This window comes from Undibacterium sp. FW305-107 (genome assembly GCF_058788535.1).
The window spans coordinates 170,196-196,864 of the sequence record NZ_JBYTAV010000011.1; the positions used below are offsets into that span (position 1 = coordinate 170,196).

Annotated in this window: 20 protein-coding genes; 6 read left to right on the forward strand and 14 right to left on the reverse strand. The window is 52.6% G+C overall.

The window, feature by feature from the left end:
- Positions 1-34 precede the first annotated feature (34 nt).
- Together AC3WQT_RS23500 and AC3WQT_RS23505 are read left to right on the forward strand one after the other, a co-directional pair.
- Positions 35-1,096: a serine hydrolase domain-containing protein gene (locus AC3WQT_RS23500; protein WP_492707611.1), complete on the forward strand. Its 1,062-nt coding sequence runs from the start codon at positions 35-37 to the stop codon at positions 1,094-1,096.
- A gap of 22 nt (positions 1,097-1,118) precedes the next feature.
- Positions 1,119-1,577 carry a GNAT family N-acetyltransferase gene (locus AC3WQT_RS23505; RefSeq protein ID WP_492707613.1) on the forward strand — a complete coding sequence of 153 codons (459 nt, stop codon included), beginning with the start codon at positions 1,119-1,121 and terminating at the stop codon, positions 1,575-1,577.
- A 152-nt stretch (positions 1,578-1,729) separates the two neighbouring features.
- Here the strand turns inward: AC3WQT_RS23505 and AC3WQT_RS23510 are convergent, their stop codons facing one another.
- From AC3WQT_RS23510 to AC3WQT_RS23555, 10 genes are all read right to left on the reverse strand, one after another.
- On the reverse strand, positions 1,730-2,407 hold the full coding sequence (locus AC3WQT_RS23510) for a DUF2314 domain-containing protein (RefSeq protein WP_492707614.1): 678 nt from the start codon (positions 2,405-2,407) through the stop codon (positions 1,730-1,732).
- A gap of 103 nt (positions 2,408-2,510) precedes the next feature.
- Positions 2,511-2,837: a hypothetical protein gene (locus tag AC3WQT_RS23515; protein ID WP_492707615.1), complete on the reverse strand. Its 327-nt coding sequence runs from the start codon at positions 2,835-2,837 to the stop codon at positions 2,511-2,513.
- 90 nt (positions 2,838-2,927) lie between these two features.
- Positions 2,928-5,297: a penicillin-binding protein 1C gene (gene pbpC, locus AC3WQT_RS23520; protein ID WP_492707617.1), complete on the reverse strand. Its 2,370-nt coding sequence runs from the start codon at positions 5,295-5,297 to the stop codon at positions 2,928-2,930.
- 810 nt (positions 5,298-6,107) lie between these two features.
- The gene (locus AC3WQT_RS23525) at positions 6,108-11,255 is read right to left on the reverse strand and encodes an alpha-2-macroglobulin family protein (RefSeq protein ID WP_492707618.1); all 5,148 of its coding nucleotides are present in this window, start codon (positions 11,253-11,255) and stop codon (positions 6,108-6,110) included.
- Positions 11,256-11,411: 156 nt separating this feature from the next.
- The gene (locus AC3WQT_RS23530) at positions 11,412-11,822 is read right to left on the reverse strand and encodes a hypothetical protein (protein WP_492707619.1); all 411 of its coding nucleotides are present in this window, start codon (positions 11,820-11,822) and stop codon (positions 11,412-11,414) included.
- A gap of 121 nt (positions 11,823-11,943) precedes the next feature.
- Complete coding sequence (locus tag AC3WQT_RS23535; protein WP_492707621.1) at positions 11,944-12,543, reverse strand: protein tyrosine phosphatase family protein; 600 nt, start codon at positions 12,541-12,543, stop codon at positions 11,944-11,946.
- A 2-nt stretch (positions 12,544-12,545) separates the two neighbouring features.
- Positions 12,546-12,980 (reverse strand): YybH family protein, encoded by a 435-nt coding sequence (locus tag AC3WQT_RS23540; RefSeq protein WP_492707622.1) that lies wholly within the window; start codon positions 12,978-12,980, stop codon positions 12,546-12,548.
- A gap of 45 nt (positions 12,981-13,025) precedes the next feature.
- A complete protein-coding gene (locus AC3WQT_RS23545; RefSeq protein WP_492707624.1) occupies positions 13,026-13,733 on the reverse strand; it encodes a riboflavin synthase subunit alpha in 708 nt (235 codons plus the stop codon).
- A gap of 64 nt (positions 13,734-13,797) precedes the next feature.
- Positions 13,798-15,774 carry a sensor histidine kinase gene (locus tag AC3WQT_RS23550; RefSeq protein WP_492707625.1) on the reverse strand — a complete coding sequence of 659 codons (1,977 nt, stop codon included), beginning with the start codon at positions 15,772-15,774 and terminating at the stop codon, positions 13,798-13,800.
- A gap of 245 nt (positions 15,775-16,019) precedes the next feature.
- Entirely contained in the window at positions 16,020-16,994 is a 975-nt protein-coding gene (locus AC3WQT_RS23555; protein WP_492707627.1) for a LysR family transcriptional regulator, read from the reverse strand.
- A 148-nt stretch (positions 16,995-17,142) separates the two neighbouring features.
- Here AC3WQT_RS23555 and AC3WQT_RS23560 point away from each other — a divergent pair, with 148 nt between their 5' ends.
- Complete coding sequence (locus AC3WQT_RS23560; RefSeq protein WP_492707628.1) at positions 17,143-17,460, forward strand: hypothetical protein; 318 nt, start codon at positions 17,143-17,145, stop codon at positions 17,458-17,460.
- 46 nt (positions 17,461-17,506) lie between these two features.
- Positions 17,507-17,920, forward strand: coding sequence for a DUF2798 domain-containing protein (locus tag AC3WQT_RS23565; protein WP_492707630.1), 414 nt, complete (start codon positions 17,507-17,509; stop codon positions 17,918-17,920).
- 55 nt (positions 17,921-17,975) lie between these two features.
- Here the strand turns inward: AC3WQT_RS23565 and AC3WQT_RS23570 are convergent, their stop codons facing one another.
- Positions 17,976-18,755 carry a substrate-binding periplasmic protein gene (locus tag AC3WQT_RS23570; RefSeq protein ID WP_492707632.1) on the reverse strand — a complete coding sequence of 260 codons (780 nt, stop codon included), beginning with the start codon at positions 18,753-18,755 and terminating at the stop codon, positions 17,976-17,978.
- A 139-nt stretch (positions 18,756-18,894) separates the two neighbouring features.
- Positions 18,895-20,745 (reverse strand): phosphoenolpyruvate carboxykinase (GTP), encoded by a 1,851-nt coding sequence (locus AC3WQT_RS23575; protein WP_492707634.1) that lies wholly within the window; start codon positions 20,743-20,745, stop codon positions 18,895-18,897.
- A gap of 373 nt (positions 20,746-21,118) precedes the next feature.
- On the opposite strand from AC3WQT_RS23575, the gene AC3WQT_RS23580 reads away from it, so the two are divergent.
- Both AC3WQT_RS23580 and AC3WQT_RS23585 read left to right on the forward strand, forming a co-directional pair.
- Positions 21,119-22,072: a D-2-hydroxyacid dehydrogenase family protein gene (locus tag AC3WQT_RS23580; RefSeq protein ID WP_492707636.1), complete on the forward strand. Its 954-nt coding sequence runs from the start codon at positions 21,119-21,121 to the stop codon at positions 22,070-22,072.
- A gap of 372 nt (positions 22,073-22,444) precedes the next feature.
- Positions 22,445-23,704 carry a hypothetical protein gene (locus AC3WQT_RS23585; protein WP_492707638.1) on the forward strand — a complete coding sequence of 420 codons (1,260 nt, stop codon included), beginning with the start codon at positions 22,445-22,447 and terminating at the stop codon, positions 23,702-23,704.
- A 21-nt stretch (positions 23,705-23,725) separates the two neighbouring features.
- Here AC3WQT_RS23585 and AC3WQT_RS23590 read toward each other — a convergent pair whose 3' ends face one another.
- Both AC3WQT_RS23590 and AC3WQT_RS23595 read right to left on the reverse strand, forming a co-directional pair.
- Entirely contained in the window at positions 23,726-24,472 is a 747-nt protein-coding gene (locus AC3WQT_RS23590; RefSeq protein ID WP_492707639.1) for a helix-turn-helix domain-containing protein, read from the reverse strand.
- 472 nt (positions 24,473-24,944) lie between these two features.
- On the reverse strand, positions 24,945-26,642 hold the full coding sequence (locus AC3WQT_RS23595; RefSeq protein WP_492707641.1) for a right-handed parallel beta-helix repeat-containing protein: 1,698 nt from the start codon (positions 26,640-26,642) through the stop codon (positions 24,945-24,947).
- Positions 26,643-26,669: the final 27 nt, after the last annotated feature.

Consider the following 26,669-nt stretch of genomic DNA (forward strand, 5'->3'; position numbering starts at 1 on the left):
GTCAGGTAGACTATGCTGATGCGAAAGGGTATCCATGGCTACATACAAAATCAAATTACTGACCTTGCTGCTGACGAGTTTTGCACTGACGGGCAATGCCGCCACAGTTTTCCCTGGCACGGAATGGGACAGCGTTGCCACGACTAGTGCCGAATGCAAAAAGGGACAGGCCGAGCTGGATAGCTACGCGCAAAAGCAGGCCACTACGGCTCTATTGGCGATCAGAGGTGGCCGTGTTATGTATAGCTATGGCCGTACCGATGTGCCGGGCATCATAGAGTCACAGCGCAAAAGCATCCTGTCCATGTTGTATGGCAAATACGTCGCCAACGGAACGATCAATCTCGACCAGACCCTGGAGGCCGCAAATATCGATGATGTTGGTGGCCTCTCATCCACAGAAAAACAGGCCAGAGTGCGCGATTTGCTGACGGCACGTTCAGGTGTTTTCCATGCTGCAGCCAACAGTGGCGACGACCTGGCAAATGCACCGGCACGCGCCTCACAAACGCCGGGCAGCTATTTTTTGTATAACAACTGGGACTTCAATGTCGCAGGCACCATACTGGAAAACGCCACCCACAAAAGCATCTACCAACTCTTTGACGAAGACATTGCACAAAGCCTGCAATTACAGGACTACAAACTCAGCGCGCAAAAGAAATTTGGCGACAGCAGCAAATCCATACACCTGCCCTATCATTTCCTTTTATCCACCAGGGACATGGCACGCATAGGCCTGCTGGCACTGCATGAAGGCAACTGGAATGGCAGGCAGTTGATACCAGCAGACTGGATGCGTTTAACGACCAGTGTTTTTACCCCCTCATCCGACATGCACCCGGCTAGCACAGCAGCACGCCATGTCGCTTATGGCTATATGTGGTGGGTACTCGAAGAACCCGTAGATTCGCCACTGCAAGGCGCCTACGTGGCCTGGGGTTTGCATGGGCAATATTTGCTGCTTATCCCCAGACTGGATATGGTGATTGCCCACCAGCGCCGCGTACCTGTGGATGGTAAATGGGATGTGCCAAAAGTGGGTAAGAATGCGTTTATCCACATGGCGAAACTGTTCGCGCAGAGTTGTTCGTGATGTCAATTAATGTGAGCCTGATATGAAAATAGAGCTTGAACCTGCCACGCCTGATGATGCTGCGCATCTGGCCGAAATACGCGTCCTCGCCATGCGCCCCAGTCTTGAACGCGTCGGGCGCTTTGATGCAGAAAGGGCGCGGCAACGGCTCCTGCTAAATTTCGCGGCTGAGTACACCAGGATCATCAAGCAAGATGGATTGCTGTCAGGTTTTTTTGTTCTGCGTCCGCAAGACAACGATCTTCTGCTGGACCACTTTTATCTGCATCCAGATTTCCAGCAACGAGGTCTGGGCAGCGCAGTTATCGAGCTAGTGCTGGCAGAAGCCGACGCACAGGGAAAGATCATCCGCGTTGGTGCCTTGCGTGACAGCGAGGCCAACCGTTTTTACCTTCGCCATGGCTTTGTTTTGCGTGAAGTGGCCGAGTTTGACAATTACTATTTGCGTTATCCACAGGCTGGCTCACGTAGGTGCGAATAGCCTGCGTATTCCCACGCATGATTTTAAGAAGATTAGTGGTATTTTTAGACTAGACATGTACGCGATTACGTTTCATTAATCGCACCTACGTGTGCTCAATAGTGGATAACGAAACGGTTTTCCCAGTCTTGTTCGTGCAGTGAGTTATTTTTTCACAGATAATGACTAACACCCAAATGCCTGTCCAGCTTCGCTTGTTCTTCTGCGTCCAGCGTTGCCCTGTGCGTCCTGATGGTATAGCCGCCATGCATGACACCATTGTGATTAATCATCCAGTCTATGATTGCCGCATCTTCGACATTGAAAGTGTCGCCGATTTCATGATCACGTAGCTCTGCGGGAACTTCAAATAGCTCGCCTGTGAAACCGGTATCGCTGCTTTCGACTACTCTCAGCCACACAAACATATTGCTTGAGGCAAGCACAAATTTGGTCTTGATCAGAGGGAAGAATTCTTCCTCAGTATTGCTGTGGATAAGTTTTCTGAAATGTGGCAATGATTGTTGGGCATCTGCAAAAGCTTGCTGCATGCTCGCGTCATTTGAGTTGCTCATGGTGATTTTTGCGCCGGGATCGAGATCAGGCTTGCGGCCCATCTCTCTCCTGCACATTTGCCAGTCATACCAGCAATTTTCTGGATCGATATCATCATAGCCGCGTGATTCGCTGAGTGCGTCGGCATGGGATTTTGCCATCATCATGACGCTGGCATTGTCGCGGATGTCTATGACTTCTTCATAGCTTAAGGGGCTGCCTTTCTTGTCTTCCAGATTGACCAGCATAGCGACCAGCGAAGGCATAAAAACGGGGACTAATTTTTCTTCACTCATATTGATTCCATCGCACGCAGGATTGTCAGAAGTAGAAATTCTACTCTGGCAATCTCGTGTGCATGGAAATTTTCTTTGCAAAGAAAAAACTTATTGTGACAATTTATTTCTTTGGCGGTGGATTATTGTCCTTGCCTTCAGGTGGACGTGGTGGCCGCTCTGGTTTGGCAAACAAACCCTTGGGTGAGTTTGTGCAAGTCGCAGAAATCTTGCCTTCGCGTGGCGTGGTGATTTGCACTACCGCGCCCTCTTTCTTGCCTTTGCAATCTTCATAAGCTTGCGGTGGCGGTTCACGGGGCGGCCTGTCGTCTTTGCCAGCTTCAGGCGGTTTTTTCTGGTCACCGCCGGGAGGTTGAGCATGGGCGAACAGGCTGGCACCTAATGCCGCCATGAAGATACTGGCACGGGCCAGGTTTAGTAATTTTTTCATCCTGTTTCCTTTCAAGGGTGTTGATGACAGGATAGATCTTAAGCAAAAATTATGAAGAAAAAGTGAAGATAGTCGCTTCTTTACATAGCTTTACTTTGTTACGCTGATACTGACCCTATCGTATCTTCCATAAGCATCAAAGGCCGTAATGTCATAGCGCCCGGCTTCAGGGAATTCGATGATCTGCGACTGGTTGGCTAGTTTATTGGCTACCAGATGGCCATTTACCATCCAGCTGACTTCTGCCTGCGAGCCGCGGATTTCCAGCCTGGCTTTGGGTACTTCCTTGCCGCTGGCCCTGTGCAGGATTTCGCCATCGCTAAGGCCGACTATCTTGATGCTTTCGTCAGCATTGTAGATCGCAGCACATTCTGCTGCCCAGGCGGGTGGCAGGGCGACTTTGCGCAGGCCCGCATCCAGCCAGGGTTCCAGGGCTGAGGGCCAGCGTGCGGCCTGCAATTTATCCATGGGGCGCTTGCTGCATTCGGGGGCCACTCGCAAGCCGCTCTGGCTATCGACAAAGTAAGTGAATATTGGTGAAGCGGTTTTCAGGCGGTCGGCAAAACTCGGTGGTGCTGCGCCATTCAAGACCCATGCCGTGCGTTGCAGCGGGCAGAGTTTTTCTGGTTGCTCGCTGGCGCGTGTCCCCAGCGGCCAGCAGATTTTTTCCTGGCTGACAGTGGAGGGGGGCGCAGCCGGGCTGAGGCTGCGGCCGTCGGGTATGGCGGTGAAGATATCCACCAGCAAGGGCGCGGCGACGTTCGCGCCAAAGAAGCCAGGATTGGGTGTGCCATCTGGCCGCCCTACCCAGACGCCTATGGTATAACGGTTGCTGACGCCGACTGCCCAGGCATCACGAAAGCCAAAGCTGGTACCGGTCTTCCAGGCGATGCCGCGGTAGCTGCCATTGCCTTCGACAGCACGTGCCACTGGCCCGCCGGTTTCCAGTATGTCGCGCACGATGAAGGCTGCACCTTCACTCATCATCCTTTGTTCCTTGCGTGGTGCGGCGGGTGTCATGCGTGGCACGGCGGCCATGCCCTTGCGTGCGAGGGAGGAATAGGCACCGACCATGTCTTCGAGCTTGGCGCCTGCACCACCAAGTATCACACTCAGGTTGGGTGTGGCACCACGCGGGAACTCGAGCTTCAAGCCACCACGCCTGAGCATGGAGACAAAATTGGATGAACCCAGTTGTTCCAGCACTTCAACCGCAGGCACATTCAGGGATTTCACCAGCGCCTCAGACACGCTGACCGGGCCATGGAAATTTTGCTGGAAATTGCCCGGCTGGTAGCCCGAAAATGATTGCGGTGTATCTGACAATAAAGACTCTGAATGGATCAGGCCTTCATCGAGCGCAAACGCATACAGGAAGGGTTTCAGTGCTGAACCCGGCGAACGCGCAGCCCGCACCATATCAACGTCGCTGAAACGATCACGGTCACTGAAGTCTGCCGAACCGGCATAGCCCAGTACTTCAAACGTGACATTATCCATCACCATGGCGGCCATCGATACATGCGGTGGCAGTTGCCGTATGCGGTCAGCCAGCAGGGTTTCTACCGTCTGCTGGATGGCAGTATCAACCGTAGTCTGGATCACGGTTTGCTGGCTTTTTGTACGCTTCGCTTGCTGCTTCATGCGCAGCGCCAGCAAAGGGGCCAGCAGGGGCTCACGCACGACTTGCGCCGTAACAGGTTCGGTCAAGGCATCGGCAATGATGTCCTTGCTCCAGTTGCCCTCCATGCGCCGTATCACCTTGTCACGCGCCACCTGGGCACGCTGTGGATAACGGTCTGGCCGCAAGACGGATGGTAATTGTGGCAGCACCGTCAGCAGCGCTGCCTCTGCATGCGTCAGGCGGCTGGCAGGCTTGCCGAGGTAGGCGCGGCTGGCTGCCTCTACACCTTCAAGCACACCACCCATGGGGGCATAGTTGAGGTAGAGCGTCAGGATTTCTTTTTTCGAATAATGCGCTTCCAGTTGCAGTGCACGGGCAATCTGTTTGAGCTTGCCACGTACGGTATGCGGGGTGGGGTCAATAATGCGCGCCACCTGCATGGTGATGGTGGAACCGCCGGACACGATCTTGCCATTATGCAGCCATTGCCATGCCGCCCGCATCAGCGCCAACGGGTTGACACCTGGATGCCACCAGAATGCGCGGTCTTCATACTGCGTCAGTGCATCGACATAATAGGGCGAGACTTCCTGCAGGCTGATGGCGTGACGCCAGATGTGGTCTTTGTCAGGGAAGGCGCGTAAAGGCGTGCCATCGCGGGCCAGGACTACCATGGCATAAGGGGAATCGCGGCCGGGTTTGGGCAGAGGGAAACAGAGGTCGGCGATGATGAAGGTCAGTGCGACGATGATGATTGCTGCGCATTTCTTTTTATGAGTGAGCAGGACTTTAGGCAGGGAAGTGAAGTTGGTGTACTTCTTGAGATTGAGCTTCATTCGGGTAGGTTTTTATTAGCAACGCATTCAGGAAAATAAGATAAAAGAACGAGATATAACGTTATTTTTATAGTGATCAAATTACCCTGTTTTTGATCTTGTTTTTGACTCTGCTTTTGACCTTCAACCGCTTGGGCCCTGTGTCCCTAAAGGGAGACACATCGCCTTGCAAGGCAATGTCGTTACGCAGGCGGATTGCATGCAATCCGAAATCCCTGCTACACCGATGTAATTTGTGCTTCACGGAAAATGGAATCAGAAGAGCCGATGTTTGAGCGAAGCGAGTTTCGGATCTTCCCATTTTTTGTGATGCACAAATTATGCTGAAGCGTAGCGTAAGCACCCGAAGGGCGAGTCTGCGGTCGCCTTTCTTTGAATCCTTTCTTTGGCGAAGCAAAGAAAGGATTTCGGCCGCCGGGCCGAGACCCGGCTGGTATCTACGAAGGGCAATCGCTTTAATAACGACTCAAGTATGCAACGAACGCCACTGGGCCCCAGCCTTCGCTGGAGCGACGTCTTTATGATTGCCGTTGTTTTACCGAAACCTATTCCCATCCCAACCTTCCCCCTTGAAGTGGAAGGAGCTAAACAATCTCCGCTTTTCCTCTGTGTCTCTGTGGTGTAGCAGGGAATTCGTGTGGCATGCCACACGCCTGCGTAACGAAGACTTCTTGCAAGAAGTCTTTCCTTCCTCTGTGGTGAGAGGTCTTAGGTCAGGCTTTGATAAACGAATTACGTCATCGAGCGCCCATTGTTGGGCTGGTAAACCGTAGCCCAACCTACGATCTACCCAACCTCCGCAATAAATCACTACTTCCCACTTTCCACCACAGTCAACACATCCGTCCCACCCGTTTGCCCATACAAATCCGGCCTGTACATATCTTCCGCATACAGCGGTGGTATGACGAATTTACCTGGTGTTACTACCCGCACCCGGTAGAACAGATTCAGTACATTCCAGTCCATGCGTACTGCCGCTACAAACCTGTCATCGCGGAACTCGACATGCTTGATGTGCGGGTTTTGCATGGCTTCGGCAGGATTGAGTTTGTCTATTGTTACGACACCCATTTGTTCACCCTGGACGATGTTCGTGTTTTCGATTTCCAGGCCAGCCGGGATGCGGTCAACGATCATGCCTGTGCCCATGACGCTGCGGCTGCGGGCTGTAATGCGCATGATGATGGTTTCGCCTACCTTCAGGGCACGGTTACCGATTTCTGAGCCATCTGGTGCATACATCTTGCGGCTCAGCTCTATGACGTCGCTCTTCGCAGGTGGCAGCTTGACCAGGTTGCCGGTCATGGACAATTCCACATACAGATTGTCTTTGCTGCTGTTGCTGAGCTTGACACCGGTTGACAATTCACTGGCCTGCAATTCGCGGAACAGCGTGGCCTTGGCTGACAATTCATCGGTCTTGCCTGCGATAGCCAGGGTGCCTGTCCATGGCGCTGCCTCACCAGTACTGTAAGAACGGCCTACCAGGAACAGGGCGAGTTTTTCCTGGGTGCTGTAGTAGCGATGTTTTTCCATCTCATTGGCGATGACACCGATCAGGTTATCGCGGCCAGCCAGCGTGATCTGGTGGCGATCCAGCAAGGCATAGGACAGGGCAGCGTCGCGCAGGTTGCTGCCATAGTCATACCACCAATAACCATTGTCACGGCCCTTCTTGACACCTTCGGCCAGGGCCACATCGCTGCGTGCCTTGTCACCCATTTGCTTGAGGGCGATGCCAAGTTGCACCAGGGCCAGGCCGGATTGCGCGTGGCCACGGGCGTCGTGCATCTGGCGCAATGTTGCCAGCGGTGCCTTGTTCTGGCGTGACAGTACATACGCACCGGCAGCCAGTACATTGAAGTGGCTATTGTCACGCACGCGGTTTTCTTCCCACAGGTTGGTGCTGGTGCCGGTAGTAGTCGCTGCTGCTGCCGGTTTTGGGCTGGCTGGCATGCGTGCTACGCCATCCTGCAAACCGCGCAGGAGGTAATCCAGGGCCTTGTTATACATGGCATCTGGTACGCCAAAGCCCTGTTCGCGTGCATCCACCAAAAAGCCGGTGACATAGGCAGACAGCCAGTATTCATACTCGGATACATTGCCCCACAGGCTGAAGCCGCCATTGGGTGCCTGCATGCTGGCCAGGCGGGCGATGGCCTTGTCCAGCATTTCTACCCTTTGCTCGCGTGTATAAGCTTTGAGTCCAAAGCGCTTGGCGGCTTCTTCATCTACGAATACATGCGGGTAAGCAGTACTTGTGGTTTGCTCGGCACAGCCATACGGGTAAGTCAGCAAACCCTGAATGGCGGCGCGGATATCGATAGGTGCCTTGTTTGATACCACCATATGCGCCAGCAGCGATCCCTTGTGCAAGCCTGCCAGGTCAGCCTCTTTGATATCCAGCGATTCACCGGCTTTTACGGTAAAGCGCTTGGTGATCTGGGTTTGTGGCGTCGGTGCCTGCACGGTCAAAGCAAAGCTGCGCTCCATCTTGATGCCAGAGCCGCTGATATTGACAGTAATGGTATGCAAACCCGGCATCGGCTTGGCCTCGATAGGGAAGCGCAGGGTTTGTTTTTGCTGGTCTTTCAGGCTCACGCTGCGTTCGGCTTCCGTCAGTTTCAGTGCTTCGCCGCCATTGATGCTGACTTTCAGACTTTGTCCTGCACCTGAGAGATTATGCAAATCCAGCGCGACGATGGCTGTGTCACCAAAGGACAGGAAACGTGGCGTCGCCAGTTCGGCAATCAGCGGTGCGGCGACTGTCATCTCGGCATCCTTGGCGCCAAAACGCTCGCCACCGGCCACCACGGCCATCAGGCGCAAGGTACCGTTGAAGTCAGGGATGGCCAGCGGTATCTCGGCTTCACCTTGCTCATTCAGTTGCACGGGGCCACTGAAGATGTCGATGAGTTTGACCTTCTTCGGCAAGCTCTTGGTGGCTTTGGGCGTATTGTCACCACCAAATTTCAGTTTGCCTTTCTGGCCCTGCATTTTTTCTATGAGACGGCCATAGATATCATGCTGGTCTGAGCCATAACGCAATTTGGCAAAGAAGAAGGCATGCGGATCAGGCGAGATAAACTTGGTGATGTTCAAAATGCCCACATCCACTGCCGATAAGGTCACCATGGTTTTCTGGCCTTTGGCCTCTGGCACCTTGATTTTCACCTTGACGGTGCTGTCAGGCAGCACTTTGACCGGTGCTTCCATGGTCACAGCGAATTTGCGGTCTGCCCTGTCCAGCGGGATATGCGCCAGGCCCAGTGCACGTGCTGGTGTTACCTTGTCGCCTTCATTGCCGGGGCGCAAAACCACGGCAGTGACATACAGGTCGTGACGTTTCCAGTCTTTGTTGAGCGGGATATCGATCGTGGTTGCATCCGCACCGACAGACATGCGTTTTATCCACAGGGTCTTGTCACCTTCTACCGTGATCAGGGCTTCGCCCTTGTGCGGCGGGGTGATCGTCAGGCGTGCAGTGTCGCCGTCTTTGTAGACCGGTTTATCCAGCTTCATGGCGACTTTGTCAGGGCGCACGCCCTGGCTTTCATCTGTGCGTGCACTCCAGCCTACATAGAAGCGGTACACGGCCTGCATCTTGGTGTCCGGGTCCAGCACTTCGAGGCGATAACGGCCATAGCGCACTGGCAGGCGCAATTTGCCACGGCCATTGGCGGGCACGGCGACGGCACTGGTTTCTACCAGTTCGTCCGTCTCCGTAAAGCCGGACTGCCAGCCGCGCTGGTCTTCAAAGCGCCAGTAATAATTGCGGTCTTCGCGGAACAAGCGCACCGGCAAAGTCGGTGAAGCCTGCAATTTGCCATCCTTGTCCGAACGTATGACTTCAAACTCTACCGGGCTGCCTTCAGGCGCATATTCACCAGTAAACATGGGGCGCAGGCCGACCAGCACCGGGGCTGGCCAGACTACGCGTTCCATACTGCGTACAACGGGGCGTCCACCGCTTTCCAGCAGGCTCAGGGTAGTGCGCACGGTAAAGGGTGAACGGCGCTTGGCGATAGGTGAGAGATCAACATCGACGGAGGCCTTGCCTTCATCATCAAGCTTGCTTTCAGCCAGTTCAGTGCGGGTCTTGGCTTCATTCTCAGTGACATCACCAAATTCAAAACCGGGGTACTGCTTGGCCAGCGGATTTTTATTACGTTCAAACTGGGCCACACCCAGCAGGCGGTTACCGGCTGCTGGTGCGCCATACAGATAATTACCGACGACATCGACACTGTAGTCACTGTCAGCCGCCAAATTCGCCAGCTTGCTGGACAAATCCAGCTTCATGCGTTCTGGCAGGAATTCTTCGACACCGAAGCGGAATACTGTACCCGGCACCTTGTCGGCAGGGTCAGCACGCAATTCCAGGGTCCAGAAGCCAGTAGGTGCATCGGCAGGCAACTCCATACGCTTGACCAGGTAACCGGCAAAGCGCTGGTCTGGTCGCCAGGTGGCGGTGAACTGTTCCTTGCCGTCCGGGCGTTTCAGCTTGGCCTGTATGGCCTTGGCAGGTACGGCACGGCCATCGGCATCGCGTGCCAATACCGACAAATCAAATTGTTCACCGGGGCGGTATAAGTTGCGGCCAGAATAGGCAAACAGGCGCGTCGCCTTGAATGGTGAGCCGGTGATATCGTATTCAGACAAATCCAGTGCGGGTTCTTTCAGGGCCAGTACAGAAATTTGCTCGCCCTTGCGTGCCATCAAGACCTTGGCAGTTTTGGGTTGTTCGGCAAAAGTCACATGGCCGTCGCCATTGGTGTCAGACTTGGCCAGTACTTTGCCGGTTTCATCCATCCACGATACTTCGACGCCACTAACGGCCTTGCCATCTGTCAAAGAACTGACAAAGGCATCCGCTGACTTGTCATACAAATGCGTATGCAGGCCGAGGTCGGATACATAGAAATACGTGGTCTGGTATTCATAGCGGAAGCGGCCAGGCTGGCTCATGACGGCGACATACACACCGGGATCCTTGAGCTCCTTGATATCTTCCACCGAGATATAGGTGACGCTGCGTTTATTGGCTTTTTGCTCGGTCATGAAGCGACCAAGATAGACACTGTCTGACATATTGCGCAAATCATCAAGCTGGTAAACCTGGACGGCACCTTTCAAACTGCTGCGTTTCCAGTCGTAGTTGTAATCATCTCCACCCTCACCTTCTTCTCCTTCAGTTTTTGCGGCATCGGCTTTTTTAGGCTTGCCATTGATGACGCGGTCCAGAAAGCGTGGCAACTGGTCATTTTTCACGCGCAGGAATTGCACATCCACTTCTGGCACATTCACTGTCACGATGGGCAAGCCACCATTCTGTTTGGCGGGCAAGACCATGCCATTGCTGGCGAAATAATAGGAAGGTGAGACAGGAGCCGAGACGATGGAATAGCGCGCTTCACTACCCAGGGTCTTGCCATTGCGCGCGGGCAGGCCGATCTGCACTTGCACCACATAGCGGGTTTGCGGCTTGATATGCGGGAAGTACAAGAGGCGCGGGTTTTCACCTACCACCCAGGCACCGGCTACCGGTTTGCCACCCTTGCTGTCAGTGTCTTCAGCCTTGGTGCTGACCGTGCTGACCTTGCCTTTTTTGGACTGGCCGTCGTCGTCATAGCCATTGTCTTCATCGCTGCTATTGGTTTCGGCTTTTTTCAGGTCAGCAGCCGAAGCTGGCATCTCGAATACCTGCAGGTATTTTTCATAAGTCTTGCTGCTGTCGAGCGGGATGCTGAAGGTCAGCGCCAGTGCGGGTGCACCATCGAGGCCACGGTCAGCTGCATCCACCAGGGTCAAAGGCGCATTCGGATCATCATTGACCACCAGGGCACCAATGCCATCAGAGGTACCCGGGCTCTTGTTCTTGTACCAGTATGCGCCGCCTATGATGGCAATGAGTAAGGCGAACAACATCGCCATTTTTAACGATTTGCTTTGCATGTGGTGTCCCTGATTGATCTGGATGGATTGCTCAAATTTTGCACAATGATTATGACACGGGCATTGTCGATATTTCACTTGTTACGATATCTTCCGGTGTTACGATTTCTTCCGTGGGGGTAAATGCAACAGACTTCCGTAAAAGAATTTCAGCGCTCAGGGACTGGGACGCAGATAAGTAAAAAAAACCGCCATCAACAACAAGGCTGTGGCAAGTACACCGGTGACGATAAAGAAAGCAATATTGGTTTTGCCGTAACTTACCTGGCACACGGCACCTATGCACAGACAGATAGCGCGTATGACGGCAAGTGAACTCAGGAAAGTAATGAGACCAAATATCTTGGCATAGCCAAATGCAGAGTTAAAGAATTCTGTGTTGCTGGGGTTGCTGCCATGCCCGCCCTGTCCTGTGAAACCAGCGAGTACGACGATACCGACCACGATGACGGTCGAGACTATCAGGAAGAGTACAAAAACCGGTATTGAGATAAGCAGGGCGCGTATAGCCTGTCCCCAGGTAACGATATGCTCGTTCTTGATGGCATTGCTGAAGTATTCAATCACGATATTCCACCCGGTTTTTAGACAGCATGACCAACATAAGACATGCCCACTTTGCATACTACAGAGGCGGAATACAAAAACACAGCCTACCAAAGTAGGTGGTTACAGTGACAGTCAAGAATCAATACGGATCAAAATTGATCTTGTGCTTTTGCAGGACATCCAGCATCAGAGCCTTCCATGGCCCGCTGGGTGCCCAGACCTTGCTGACGGCTTCATAGGCGAGGACGGGGTCTTCCTTGCCGATCACGACGCGGTACAGGAAGACCATGGTGGATGCGCGCATATTTACCTGGCAGTGCACCAATACCTTTTTATTTCCCAGGCCTTGCAGGATGGCGGCAAAGGTTTCGTAGTCGCTGACAGCTGGCTTGTTGAAAATTATCGGGATATTCACAAACAGCATGTTCTGGCGACCGACGATGAGGTTCTCTTCGCGTACCGCATCAGAGACGTGCGGCGGGGCCAGGTAGATGACGGCTTCATAGCCTTGTGCTGCCAGTCCTTCCAGCGCTTTGGCGGTAGGCTGGCCCGAGCTGGTCAGTTGTGCCGTGATGGGGACGACATTCGGTGCATCAATGTTTTGTGCATAGGCATCTGTGGATAAGCTTGTACATAAGGCTGTGGACAAGCCCAGAAAAGCGGTGCATAAGTGTGTAGATATGTATGTTGACAAGCCTGTGGACAAGCTGTTGAGCGATGAGCCGGAAAGCTTGCGCATGCTCAGGCTCCCGGCTCAGGCTGGGTTTCCAGCGTCAGCAGATTGGCATCACGGCTGATACGCCATTTGCCATCTGCCTGCAAGCGCCAGATACTCAGCACATTCCCGGCACGCTTCATATGCTGGCCCGCCTGTTTAGGGATGATCTCGACTTGCAGGTAAGACCAGGTATAGGCAAGATCGGCTTGTACGACAATTTCCTGTATCTGTGAGCTGGAAGCGATGTGATGTGTTTGCAAGATATTGCGCAGGTTCTGGGCGAATTGCTCACGGCCCTTCATGGGCGGATGACCTGCCACCAGGAATACCACTTCTTCATCCATCAAATCCAGCAACTTATCCACATCCCCGGCAGCCGTGGCATCTTGCCATAGCCGGATATTGTTGAGGATAGTGGTGGCTGCTTCGCTGGTTGGATCTGGTACGGCAGTGTGCATGGCTATCCTTTTAATGTTTGAGGCTGAGGCAAGCGCAGGTTCAGTTCATTTGGGTGGCGGCACCTGGGCTTGTATGATTTGTCCCAGGTCCTTGCCTTGCTGCGCAAGCAGGCTTTCCAATGCTGGCAACAGTGGCCCCAGGGTTTCTGCCAGCATATTGCGTACGGTATCGACCACGACTTGCGTGGTTCGTTCAATTTCTATGTTCAGGCTGGCACCGGTTTTTTTCTCGGCAAAGACGGTCATGCGCAGGGTCTCGGGGATCAGCCAGACTTCAAACCAGCCTTCCTGGCGGTTGACCTCGGCTATCGTCAGGCTGGCACCATTGATGGCGATATAGCCTTTGGCGAAGATATAGCGCAGCCATTCTGGTGGTACGGCGATGCGTATCACGTAATTGTTTTCCAGCTCGCGTATCTGGGCGATATGGGCTTTGAAGTCGATGTGGCCGGACAGAGGGTGGCCACCGATCTCGGCACCATCTTTGGCGGCACGCTCTACATTGACGCGGCCATCTTCAGCATATTCGCCCAGGGTGGTGATGGCCAGGCTTTGCTGCATGACATCAAATTCTGCGGCATTGTTGCCGTGCAGGGCTGTCACGGTCAGGCAAACGCCGTCGACGGCGACGCTGGCACCGATTTCCAGGTCCTTGCAAAAACCATCGGGAAATTCCAGCTGATAAGTGCGCAAGCCGGTTTTGTCATTGAGTGTTGCGATGCGGGCTATGCCCTGTACTATGCCTGTGAACATGATGGATATTGTTGATGTACGTTGAATGTCAGTGATTGTAAGCCATTCCCGTCTGGCCAGATATTTATGCTGCCAGCGGTAGTTCTACCATGAAGTTGCAACCCTGCCCGACCACGCTTTCGCAATCGACTTTGCCGCCGCAGGCTTCACTGAGTTTTTTGACGATGGACAGGCCCAGGCCGCTGGAATGTTCACCCGCTGTCGGCAGGCTGGAGAGTTTGGAGAATTTTTCAAACAAATGCTGCTGGTCAGCTGTGGATAAGCCCGGCCCTTCATCCCTGACCTGGAAAACGCCAAATCCTGCAGTGCTGCTGACATTCAGCCAAATGCGCTTGCCCAAAGGCGAATACTTGACCGCATTCGACAACAGGTTATCAATGATTTGTACACAGGCATCAAAGTCTGCCCTGATCATGACGCCATCTTGTATATCCAGTATCACTTGCAAGTCTTTGGCTTTCAGCATCTCGGTATATTGCTGGGCCACGTCCTGCAAAATCTTGCTCAAATCCAGACTTTGCAATTTCAGGTGCAGATGGCCGGAGTCGAGGGCATTCACGTCCAGCAAATTACTGATGATGCGCATCATGCGCTGGCCGCTGCTGCTGATGCGCTCAAGATAATGCTGGCGCTGCTGCTCCGGCATGTCCTGCTGCAGTTTACGCAACAAATCGCTCATGCCTATGATACTGGTCAAGGGGTTTTTCAAATCATGGGCAGCAATGCCAAGGAAATCATTCTTGTCCTTGTCCAGTTTTTGCAGGCTGGCCACGGCTTCTGCCAGCTCGGCAGTGCGCTGCCTGACCTTGGCGTCGAGCTCTTGTTCAGTACGCTGGGATATTTCCAGCAGTGTGGCCTGGGTCTGGGCATGTTCTTTCTTCATCAGGCTGATGTGGTAAGCCTGGGCCAGTGCCAGCAAGATGGCTTCTATGGCTGAACCTATCTGGAAACCATACTCGGTTGCCCAGCTCGGTTCCAGTACACCCATATTGCGCAGTGCCACCAGCGAAAGCCCGGTAATCCAGGTGGCCGACGCCAGGAAGACGATATAACCAGGGCGATAACCACGCATGCCCACCAGCAGGCAAACCGGCAAAATCACCATCATCAGGGCGAAGCCTGTCAATTGCATGAGTGGTGCGACCAATTGGTAATAACCGGCCAGCACGGCCAGTGACACACAGGCGCAAATGATCTGGGTAAAAATGAACAGACGATTGATGCGCGGCATTTTTTCATGCAGGCGCAAAAAACTGGCGATAAACATGGTGGAACTCATGACCACCAGCGGCGAGAGAAAGCTGGGCAGTATATCCACCAGTTCCGGCCAGTCAGGCAGTATGTACATGGCAACATGGCCGTTCAGGCTCATTCCCGCCAGCAAGGCTATGCAAGACAAAAACAGGTAATAGCGCAGTGCCACGTCGCGGTAAGAGATGGCTAGCAACAGGTTATACACAATCATGGCCAGCAGGACGCCATAATAAATACCCATGAAAATGGAAACCTGGTTCGAGTGTTCCGCAAAGGCATGTGATTCCCACAGGCTGGCACGCAAAAATACCGCGCTGCTGCTTTGTATGCGCAGATACAGATGATGTACCTGGGTATCCGGCAATTGCAGCATGAACAGCGGATAGCGGTGTTTTAGCTCCAGGCTGGAAAAAGACAGGCGGTCACCTGCACGGTGCACCGTCATGCTGCCGTCAGGGCTGACATGGTACAGACGGATATCGTCAAGCAAGACCGGCGACAGCTCCATCAACCATTGCCGGGCAATATTGGCCTGGCTGCGCTGTACATCCAGCTTCAGCCAGAATGCGGATGCGGAAAAAGAGGCACTCAGATTGCCGCGCAAGGGCCGGAACTCTGTCGTGCTGCCTGGTTTGAGGATGTCTGCTATTTGCAGTTGTGCACTTTTGTCTTCATAGATCTGGAAGGCAGAGGCTAAGGGAATTTCATTCTTGCCATTATCCAGCTTTAAAATTGCCGCGTGTACACCCGTTCCGCAGATGCCCAGGCAAAATGCGAGCAAAAACAAGAGCCGACAGCAAGTGTTACGGACTTCGGTCATATCTAAAGCTGAAATGTCATGCTGCTAAACTCCTGGACTGGCCAGTTTAATAAAGTCAACACCAGGCTTAAAAGCCAGTCTTAAAAACCGGATTTCAGACTAGCAAGTTTTTCAAGCTGCGGCAATAGTAAGCAAATTCGTCCTTTTTCTCTATCCTTGATTTTCGGCCTCGATTTTCGACCTTGAAGTAAGGATGAAATTCTTTCCGTGCTTCAGGTATCGAGTTTTACCTCATGTTCCAATTCGGTAATCAAATTGGAGTGTGTCATATCCACCAGGTTGCGGCGTATCCATTGATGGGCGGGGTTGCGGCTATCGCGCTCATGCCACAGCATGTCCACGTGTACATCCGGCATGGCGAAAGGCAGTTCTTTCCAGACCAGTGCTTCGGTCATACCCGTGGCGGCAACCAGATGGCGCGGCAGCACTGTCAGCAAATCAGAATTGGACACTACCCGACCACTGGTAAAGAATTGATTAACTGTTAATACAATGCGTCTTTCGCGCCCCATCTGGCTCAGGGCTTCATCCACCAGGCCATGGGCACGACCAGAAAAACTCACCAGCAAGTGTTTTGCATTGCAGTAGTCGTCCAGTGTCAGTTTTTTATTGGCCAAAGGGTGATTTTGGCGCATGACAACAACATAGTGACCGGAATACAGCCGTTCATGGCGGATTGCGCTATTGGCCGCGCCTTGCCCGCCCGTAAGCTGGGCGACAACACCGGGGAAGAAACCGATGGCGATATCAATGTCACCACGCATCAGCATAGGGCGCGGTTCACGGGTGGTCAGCGGCACCATGCGTACATTCACGCGGGGCGCTTCTTTTTCCAGGACATTCACCAGAGTTGGCATCCACAAGGCGGCGGTAGCGTCCGACATCGCCATCCTGAAGGTGGTTTGCGCCTGTGATACATCAAAGCTGGTCGGGGCAATCGCACTTTCCAGGCTGGACAGTGCCTGGCGTATCGCTGGCCACAGGGTTTCAGCACGCGGCGTCGGCTTCACGCCATAGGCTGTGCGTATCAATAACTCATCCCCCAGCGAATGGCGCAGGCGTTTCAGGGCATTGGATACGGCTGGCTGGGTCATGGCCAGCTTGTCTGCCGCACGGGTCAGGTTTTGCTCGATCATGACGGCATCAAAAACACGCAGGAGATTCAAATCCAATGTCAGAAAATTCACGTTATTTGCTCCGGTTGGTAGGTCAATAATAAGTTACTGACAATTATTCATGAACAGCATAATTGATATGGTAAATCAAAATTAGAATTATATGATGCGGTGCAATATTATGACGTCATTACAAAGTGTTTAAAGAGTGGAGTAAATCATGACTTTCCTGAATATCGCCTTCCCTGCAGCCAGTGCCCTGCCAGTTTCCCAAATCGCTATCAGTGCCGTTGTTGGCGCTGCCCGTCCATTGTTGGGTCTGGGTATCCTGGCCACCATGCTCATCGTTTTCAAGCCTATGTTGCTGGGCATGTTGCGCGCTGCTTTGCTGCTTATCAGCCCAAAACAATCTCGTGAAGAAAAAACAGCTTCACGTAATTTGCGCAATATGCTGACTATCCGCCGCATCGCCAATGATCTGGACCGTAGTTCGCCAAACATGGCAGCTGAATTGCGTGCCCTGGCTGCACGTGGCTAACCGCCCGTGACTAAACAGTAGCACGATTAAATAAGTAATTGGCCTTATGCAACATTCATCTGCGTATTCTCTGGCTGGCGGTGCAGTCCAGAGCCCGGTAGTGACACAGCGCCAGCCACGTGTGGTGGCTGGTTCCAGGAGTCTGGCGTCCATGCTGCCTACCATCCTGACGACAGGTCTGGTGAGCCTGGTGGCAACAGCCGTCTTGCGCCTGATGTGGATGGGCTGGGGCCATGACTTTGTTGGTGCCTGGATGGAAGCCTGGCTGACTGTATGGCCTATCGCTTTTCCGGCAGCCTATATCAGCAAACCTTTGGTCAATAAGCTGGCACGTATGCTGAGCAAGCCTGTGCCAACTGAGCATGCGCTGGGTGCCAGTGCCATCATGCAGGCGTCTGAGCAGGCGACAGCAAAGAGTGGCTTGAAACGCAAACCCGTATTATTGCCAGTACATCGTTGATTGCGCTGATTGCATATAAGTAGTGCGTTGGACAAGATTGAAGAGCCGCAGGTAATCAACCTGCGGCTTTTTTGTTTTTAGCGTCAGACAGCTCAGTGCATTGCTCCATATACTCTTGCATGGTTTCTTCCTGGATCTTCCGGATGCTGCCATCTTTTTCCATATTGCGTAAAACCGCTTCCACAGCAGGCGCCAGTTGCTGATGCCTGGCATGCAGGAAGTGGTAACCCAGGCGTTTTTCCAGCGATGGCTCAAGTATGCGTATGTGGTTCAAGCCTAGTTTTCGCACCAGGCAAAAACTGAAACGGGAGTCAACGGCGACATCGGTGCGCCCGGCTTCGAGCTTTCTGAACAGTGATTCCAGGCTGGGGGCAGTTTCTTTTTGCGCCACATTCCTGAGCCTGTCTTCAAGATAGGGAATCCCGCTGACATAACCGACTACATAGGGTTTCAGGCTATCGAAGCCATCCACGGTGATATTCTTTTTCGCTGTAAATACCACCGCTTCTTCATAGACGATGGGTATGTCTATCTTGATGGAGTCTGGCAAACCTGTATCTATGACTTTGGCAGAAACACCGTCCAGCCTGCCGCCGTTCCACATGCTGATCGCCCGCGCTGCTGGCGTGGCAATGAAATTAAGCTTGATGCCCAGTTGTTCGTAAGCCTTGATCAGGACTTTTTGAGAGATGATCGTACTCGGGCGATTTGCATCGGACAGCGAGATATCCAGCCTGCGCTCTTCACGACTTTGTGACTGTCCTTGCGCCAGGGTCGGTGATAGCAGCATGCTGCCAGTGAGCATTAGCAACAGCCATGTGGTGGATAGGCGCATGCGGTCCCCGGAAGAATGAGCATCGTGGAGTGGTGGAGGCTGATGATATTTATACACCCCTTGTGCCCGCATTTCCAGTTTGTGCAAAAAAACAAAACGCGGCCGTAGCCGCGTTTTGTCATTGCCAGAAAACGATGGTTTACGCTGCCAGGCGTTTTTCCAGGGCGACACGGGTCGCTTCCAGATCGGCTGGCAAGTGGTAGGCCAGTTTTTCAAACAGCTCGGCATGCAGTTTCAATTCTGCTTCCCAGGCTGCCTTGTCGATGGAAGTGATGGTATCGAACTGCGCTTGCGTGAAGTTCAGACCTTCCCAGTTCAGGTCGGCAAAGGTAGGCGTGACACCAAAGATGTTTTCCACACCGTTTGCTTTGCCTTCTATGCGTTCCAGCATCCATTTCAACACGCGCATATTGTCGCCAAAACCTGGCCAGACAAATTTGCCGTTTTCATCCGTACGGAACCAGTTGACGCAGAAAATGGCTGGTTGTGTTGCGCCTGCCGCTTCTATCTTCTTGCCCATATCCAGCCAGTGCTGGAAATAGTCGCTCATGTTGTAGCCCATGAAAGGCAACATGGCGAAAGGATCACGACGTACCACACCTTGCTGGCCAACGGCAGCAGCCGTGGTTTCAGAACCCATGGTGGCTGCCATGTAGACGCCTTCTACCCAGTTGCGGGCTTCAGTCACCAGCGGCACAGTCGTTGAGCGACGGCCACCAAAGATGAAGGCCGAGATAGGCACGCCAGCCGGGTCATCCCAGGCTGCGTCGATAACCGGGTTTTGGGTTGCTGCGACCGTGAAACGCGCATTTGGATGGGCGGCTTTACGGCCTGTCTCCTTGGCGATTTCTGGTGTCCAGTCCTTGCCTTGCCAGTCGATCAGGTGCGCTGGCGCTTCTTTGCTCATGCCTTCCCACCAGACATCGCCATCATCCGTCAGGCCGACATTGGTGAAGATGGTGTTGGCGGTCAAAGACGCCATGCAGTTGGAATTGGTGGCGGTATTGGTACCTGGTGCCACGCCAAAATAACCGGCTTCCGGGTTGATCGCATACAAACGACCATCCTTGCCAGGTTTGATCCAGGCAATGTCATCACCAATCGTTGTGACTTTCCAGCCTTTGATGGCAGGGATCAGCATGGCGAAATTGGTCTTGCCACAGGCAGACGGGAAGGCCGCTGCGACATAATGCTTCTTGCCTTCTGGTGATTCAACGCCCAGGATCAGCATGTGTTCTGCCAGCCAGCCCTGGTCACGGCCCATGGTGGAGGCGATACGCAGCGCAAAGCATTTCTTGCCCAGCAGTGCATTACCACCGTAACCGGAACCAAAAGACCAGATTTCGCGCGTTTCTGGATAATGCACGATGTATTTGGTGTTATTGCAAGGCCATGCAACGTCAGCCTGGCCTTCTGCCAATGGTGCGCCTACGGTATGTACGCAAGGGACGAAATCACCATCCGTACCCAGTACGTCATACACAGCCTGACCCATGCGCGTCATGATGCGCATGTTGACGGCAACGTAAGGGGAATCAGATAATTCCACGCCTATGTGGGCGATGGGTGAACCCAGCGGGCCCATGGAGAAAGGCACGACATACATGGTGCGGCCACGCATACAGCCATCAAACATGGGGTTCAGGGTGGCGCGCATTTCTGCCGGGGCCATCCAGTTATTGGTCGGGCCTGCATCTTCCTTGTTGGCTGAGCAGATATAGGTGCGGTCTTCAACACGGGCGACGTCCGAAGGGTCAGAACAGGCCAGATAACTGTTGGGGCGCTTGGCTTCATTCAGCTTTTTCATGGTGCCAGCGGCAACCATTTGTGCGCACAGACGGTCATACTCTTCTTGCGAGCCGTCACACCAATAGATATTGTCAGGTTTGGTCAAAGCCGCCATTTCGGCGATCCAGTTGATCAATTTCTGATGTTTCACGTAAGCGGGTGCGTTCAATGCAGCCACACCTTTCATGATGGGTTGATTCACGATACTACCTCCAATGCCATTTCAATAAAAAAACCGGTGTAGCGGCACGGCAGGATCGTCGTTAGATTGTGGCGATGCGATCGCAGGAGCGCTCAAGCAAGGCGAACACCATAGCGGCGGTTCTGTCGGATAATACGAAGACAAGAGGGTGTCTTGGCTCCTGGCTTGCGCCCGGCAGGATGGCGCGGGGCGGAAGAATCTAAAAGCTACGTAGGCGGACATTGTACACGCGAGTCTGGCAGGAAGCGAATTTTGCCTCAGTTTCATTATCATTGTTTTACGTTTTATGAAAGTGAAGATTTTTCAACCCAGACTTGAATAAAACCCGGAATAAAGATTTTCCCTGATTTTAAAGAATGTATAAGGATGAACCATGAAAATAGCCATACTTGATGATTACCAGGACGTAGTCCGGCAGCTGCCTTGCTTTGACTTATTGAAGGATCATGAAGTCAAAGTCTTCAACAATACTGCCGTGGGAATTGGTCAACTGGCGATACGTCTGCAGCCTTTTGATGCCGTGGTACTGATACGCGAACGCACCCGCCTGACGCGCGCGCTCATGCAAAAATTGCCAAATTTAAAGCTGATATCACAAACCGGCAAGGTAGCAGGCAATATTGATTTGGAAGCAGCGGCTGAACTGGGTATTACCGTCGTAGAAGGTATCGGTGACCCGACTGCACCGGCTGAACTGACCTGGACACTGATCATGGCAGCTTCACGTCGCCTGGCCAATTATGCACAGCTCTTGCAGGAAGGCGCCTGGCAAACCTCCTCCCTTCATCCTGTACATAACCAGCTGGGACGGGTTTTGAAGAAGCGTACTCTGGGCATCTGGGGTTACGGCAAGATCGGCAAGCTCATCGCTGGCTATGCCCGCGCCTTTGGCATGCAAGTCATGGTCTGGGGACGTGAACCCAGCCGTGCGCAGGCAGCCACAGATGGTTTGCTGGTAGCGGCATCCAAAGAGGCTTTTTTTGCCGAGTGCGACATCATCAGCATGCACTTGCGATTGAATGATGCGACGCGCGACATCGTCAGCCCGGCTGATCTGGCCCTGATGAAGCCGGATGCCTTGTTCGTCAATACCAGCCGCGCAGAACTGGTGCAGGCTGGCGCACTTGAAGCGGCGCTGGATGCTGGTCGCCCCGGTTTTGCCGCGATTGATGTTTTCGAGAGCGAACCCGTCGCGCCAGATCATCCACTACTGCACAGGGAAAATGTATTGGCCACCCCGCATCTGGGTTATGTAGAACAGGCCAGTTATGAATTGTATTTCCGCATTGCCTTCCAGAACATCCTCGACCACGTTGCGGCATCCTGATCTTTAATGCAGGAAATTGAGCGGGCAGCATGCGCTGCCCGTGCAAGCCTTCTGGCTCAATGTCACTTTCTCCCTGCTCCCAGAGCTAACTCACCTGGCTGGCACCGGCAGGACTTATTGTTCCAAAGTGTATGACTATTGTAGCTTTAGCTTGCTATACGGTTACCGACTTGTAGGCTGTGTAATCTCTGGTAACAGCCTCTTTATAGTCAAAAAAACAAAGCTAGAATCAGCACGCTCAACATCATAAAAAGAGATAAAAACACATGCTTTGCGGGTTCCTTGCCGGGCTGCGATGTCGCGTGTTTTTTAATAGTCCACGAATGACGATTCTATCCAGCTCAACAAGTAGCAAACACCAGGGAGCATTTCATGAAGTCTTTTTTCAAAGCAGCCGTGCAAATCGTATTTTCATTCCTGTTGCTTTTTGTGGGTAACAGTTATGCGCAAAGCCTTGCGCTACCCTCACCTGACTGTACAAACAAACTGCCAGTCGCCAAAAGCCACACTATTGCCTACATCAACTACCAGAATCAGTCCGGGCAAATTACCTTCTGGGAGAGCGATAATTTTTGTTATGCCGACAAGGCAGTATGGTGGGAGCCGGGTTCTGCGGCCTACCTGACCCAACGCGCATCCGTCTATAGCCCGGTTGACCCGGCGACTGATCCTGTGGGTACAAAACGGCCCGTCATTATCTTCACTCATCCGAATGGGCAGACAGAAAAATTCATGTTCAAGGAAAGCAGTACACCGAGTGACAACCCGTATGCAACTTCGACCTTGTTCCAGAGCGTACTGGTGCAGGCACTGAATGCTGGCTACACCGTAATCTCACTGGAATTCAGGCATCCGATTGCATCTTATGATGCCAAATTCAATCCAGCCCCCGGTAACACCGACATTCGTGACGGCATACAATTCATGCGTTACAACGCAGAGCAGTTGCATATTGATCCCGACAATCTCTTTTTGGTTGGCCAGTCACGTGGTTCATTGAATATGCTGTGGGGTATTAAAGACAATGCGGCTGGCAGTGACGCGCAGCGACCATGGCGTTCAGTATCATCCAAGGCCAGTGCCATCTGGGATTACCAGGCGCAGACTTGTTATGACCGTAGTACGGTAGAAAATACTTTTGTACTGCCCTCTTCCTATGCAGTCTTTGAAGCGGATCCAAAATTCCCGCAACCGCCAGGCTACAAGGCAGGCTGTTCACTGGGCGCTGTAGTAAATTCATCATCGATTCCACCCATGGTGCTGATGTACGATGAAGCGCCAGTGAGTATCAGCACAGTGAGCTTGCAGAATTATTGCTCTACCGACTGGTCCAGTCAGTATTGCTGGAAGAAGTTGAAATGGCATGATGCAGACAACATCTGGAATACCTGGTTTGATGAGCACGATGCCAACTTCGGTGTGGCGATGAATCTGGCATATGACAAGGCTGGTGCAGGTGCCCGCATACAGGCTTGCTATGGGGTTGCCATCACCTACGATGATCCGTCAGGTCCATGGAATGGCTATCGCGGGTTTACCAATTTCTTTAATCAATACCGCACTGTACCGGTAGCAAATGCTGCTGCGCCTTTCCAATGTCCACAGGTAAAGCATACACCGCCACCAGGCTGATGATCATTTTCTGGCACAAGGCTACAATAACTTGAACTCGCAGTCTGGCCGTGACCTTGCATGGTAGGCGGCCAGCAAACCGGCCAGTTGGGCGCGTGTGCCTACGTCCAGTTTGGCAAATATTTTCATCAGGTGATGTTTGATCGTGATTTCACTGAGACAAAGCAGCTCGGAAATTTCACGGTTGGTCTTGCCCTGACCGACATGCCGTGCAATTTCAGATTCGCGTCTGGTCAGCGTATTGAGTTTGCTTTCAAACTGGCTGAAATCATTGAAGTGCTCGATGACCTTGCACATCACTTCGTGAACAAGCGGACATAATTGTCTGAGCAGCGCGGCCTTCTGTTGATCGAAATGATCATCAACACCAAAGAAACTGTAATAGGTACCGACGCAGCGTTCAGCATCAAACACACCATGCGAGGCGAGATTGTTGAAGCCGGTGTTGCGGAAGTGTTCGAACCAAAGCGGTGGGATATCTCCCCATGGATTGTTGACTGAAAAGAATTGCGGTTCTTGCGTCGCGATCCAGCGCCGCAAAATCGGCGAATCCATGCCACCGGCTTTATTGCGTATGTTGTCGAGATGGGCAACCGGGAAATTATCGGTAATGACGTAATCAAGCCCCACACCACCGGCGTGTACACGCCCATAACCACAGTAAATGGCTGCATGCGGATAAAGAGGATGAATTGACTTGCGCAGCCATTGTTTAAAACCGTCGACAGTAATAACGGATGCAGCTTCTGACAGCAATTGATCAATCAAATTCTTCCCCCCATCATCTGAGACTGGTCAGATTATCTGCAAGGACATTGCACTGTCAATGACGTGCCGGAAGATGGAATCGGGTGTTTTTCAGAGTGCCAAATGATGGCTAAATCCTGTAGGAACTCTAACAATCTGTTTGCTTCCAGAGAAAAAAGCATCAAGCCACAATCCATGCTGTGCATGCTTTTTAGCATGCAGTTTCTTTGTGACATTTTCTCTGATTCAAATGGTTACAATAAATTCTGGGACTGAGTGCCTGGATAACAACAACTATAAGTTGCTTCGGTGATGTGCTAAGAGGCTCTTGCAAAATCAAGATAACCTGGTGCCCTGGTCAATGAGGCACAACAATGCCAGGCTAATTATGCAGCAGCCTCCGATTCAACAAGCGCTGAAAAGAGATACATCCTGCCAACTTGCCATGACTAACCGTCTGGATGGTCATGGCAGGCTGGCGATGGATCAGGCTCTAGTTCGGCGTGGGTGAAGATGGTGCAATAGCTATTGGCCTGGACGGATACGCTCCGATGAACAGTGGCGAGTTCGGGGCAAATGCACCACGGTAGCCAAGCCGCTTCGACAATGCTGGATGCCCGCCGCTGGCTGCGGGACTATTCGGAGAGGACAGGGCCATGGAATATCCGTTACCAGGTGATGGCACTGAAATCAGTGGATGGACGTTCTTGCCGTGCACATCGAATCCAGCGGCTTGTGCGCCGGTATTCCCGGTGAGCGTGGCATATGCCTGGCTGTAGCGTACCAGGTGATCACTTCTGTCGCTATAGCAGAGGTTGTTATCAAAGGTATTGAATTTAGAAATATCCAGGCCAGTCGTAACGAAACACTTGGCACTGGCACTGGTATCTGCAGCATAAAAGATCAGGTTATTGACTACATTGTGGCCAGATCCCGTCGATGTCATTTGTATGGCCCTGCTGTAGGCGTCTGCACCACTGATATAAATCGAGTTATTACGTACGGTCAGATTAGTATCGACGGCATCCTCGGCCCTGACATTACCAGAAGGTGCGGTGATACCGACCACGGTCGCTTTGGGTGAATTAGTCCAGGCAATTACATTATCTTCAATCACGCAATTCGGGCACGAGCCAATGTCAATCGCCGTTGCGCCGACATTCACTACACGGTTACCGCGCACAATCGCACCAGGGAAAGCTTCCGTGATAGTGGGATATCCAGGTGCGACCTGAATGCCGTAGCAACCATCGGTCGCGCCGCTCGATTCATCCACGATATTATTTTCGATGACAAGATCATTGGCGGTTCCATGAATAATCAAAGGCGCACCCTGGCATTGACCGTAGGCGCCGCAAGCATAGCCAGTACCTGGTGTGCACATGGCAGATCGAGTCAGCTTGTTGCCGCGTATTACTGCACCAGTAAAGTTCTGTGCCGTAAGGTAAATATTATGATTACGTGACAGGGGAACACCTGTCGTCGCGATAAAGCCATTGTTGTCGAAGGTATTTCCTTCTATCAGCAAATTGGGGCCACCGCCGAGGAAACCTTGAGTGCTGTTGTCATGGATGTAGGAATTACGCAGTGTCAGGTTCTTGGTCACGACACCAAGGACACGGCCATCTGATGGATAGACACCCAGGGTAAAACCGCTAATGTCGAGGTTTTCCAGCAGCACATCGCTAACGTCGTTATAAGTATTGATACCGGTAGCGTCAGCGATACCATTCATCCCCACTCCAACACATTTGATGTTCTTGAATGTAAAACCCTCCTTGTGCACGGGTATTGCGCCACCGTTGGTAATAACCAGGCAACTTGCCTGTTTCCCTGTCAAGGTAATCAGGGGTTTGGCAGAACCGCTATAGCCTGTTGGCGCATAATCGGCGATGACAATGTGATTTGTTGCCGTGCCTCTGTTATTGCCAGTCCAGAATGCCGAGGTGACTGATGTCCACGAGCCATTCTTTGCAAGCAGTATCTGATCGCCCGCAGATACTTTATCCAATAGGGCATTGGCAGCAGCCAGACTGCGCTTGGGGGCCGATGGCGAGGTGCCGGGATTGGCATCATTGCCGGGCACGCACATGGCATCCGCGCCCGCCTGGCAGTCAGAGAAATAATAGTCCGTTGCCTGAGCCGAAGCCGAGGCAAGAACCAGCAATCCATACGCAAATATCGTCTTCATGAATGGTCTTTCGAATTTGTTGTTAAT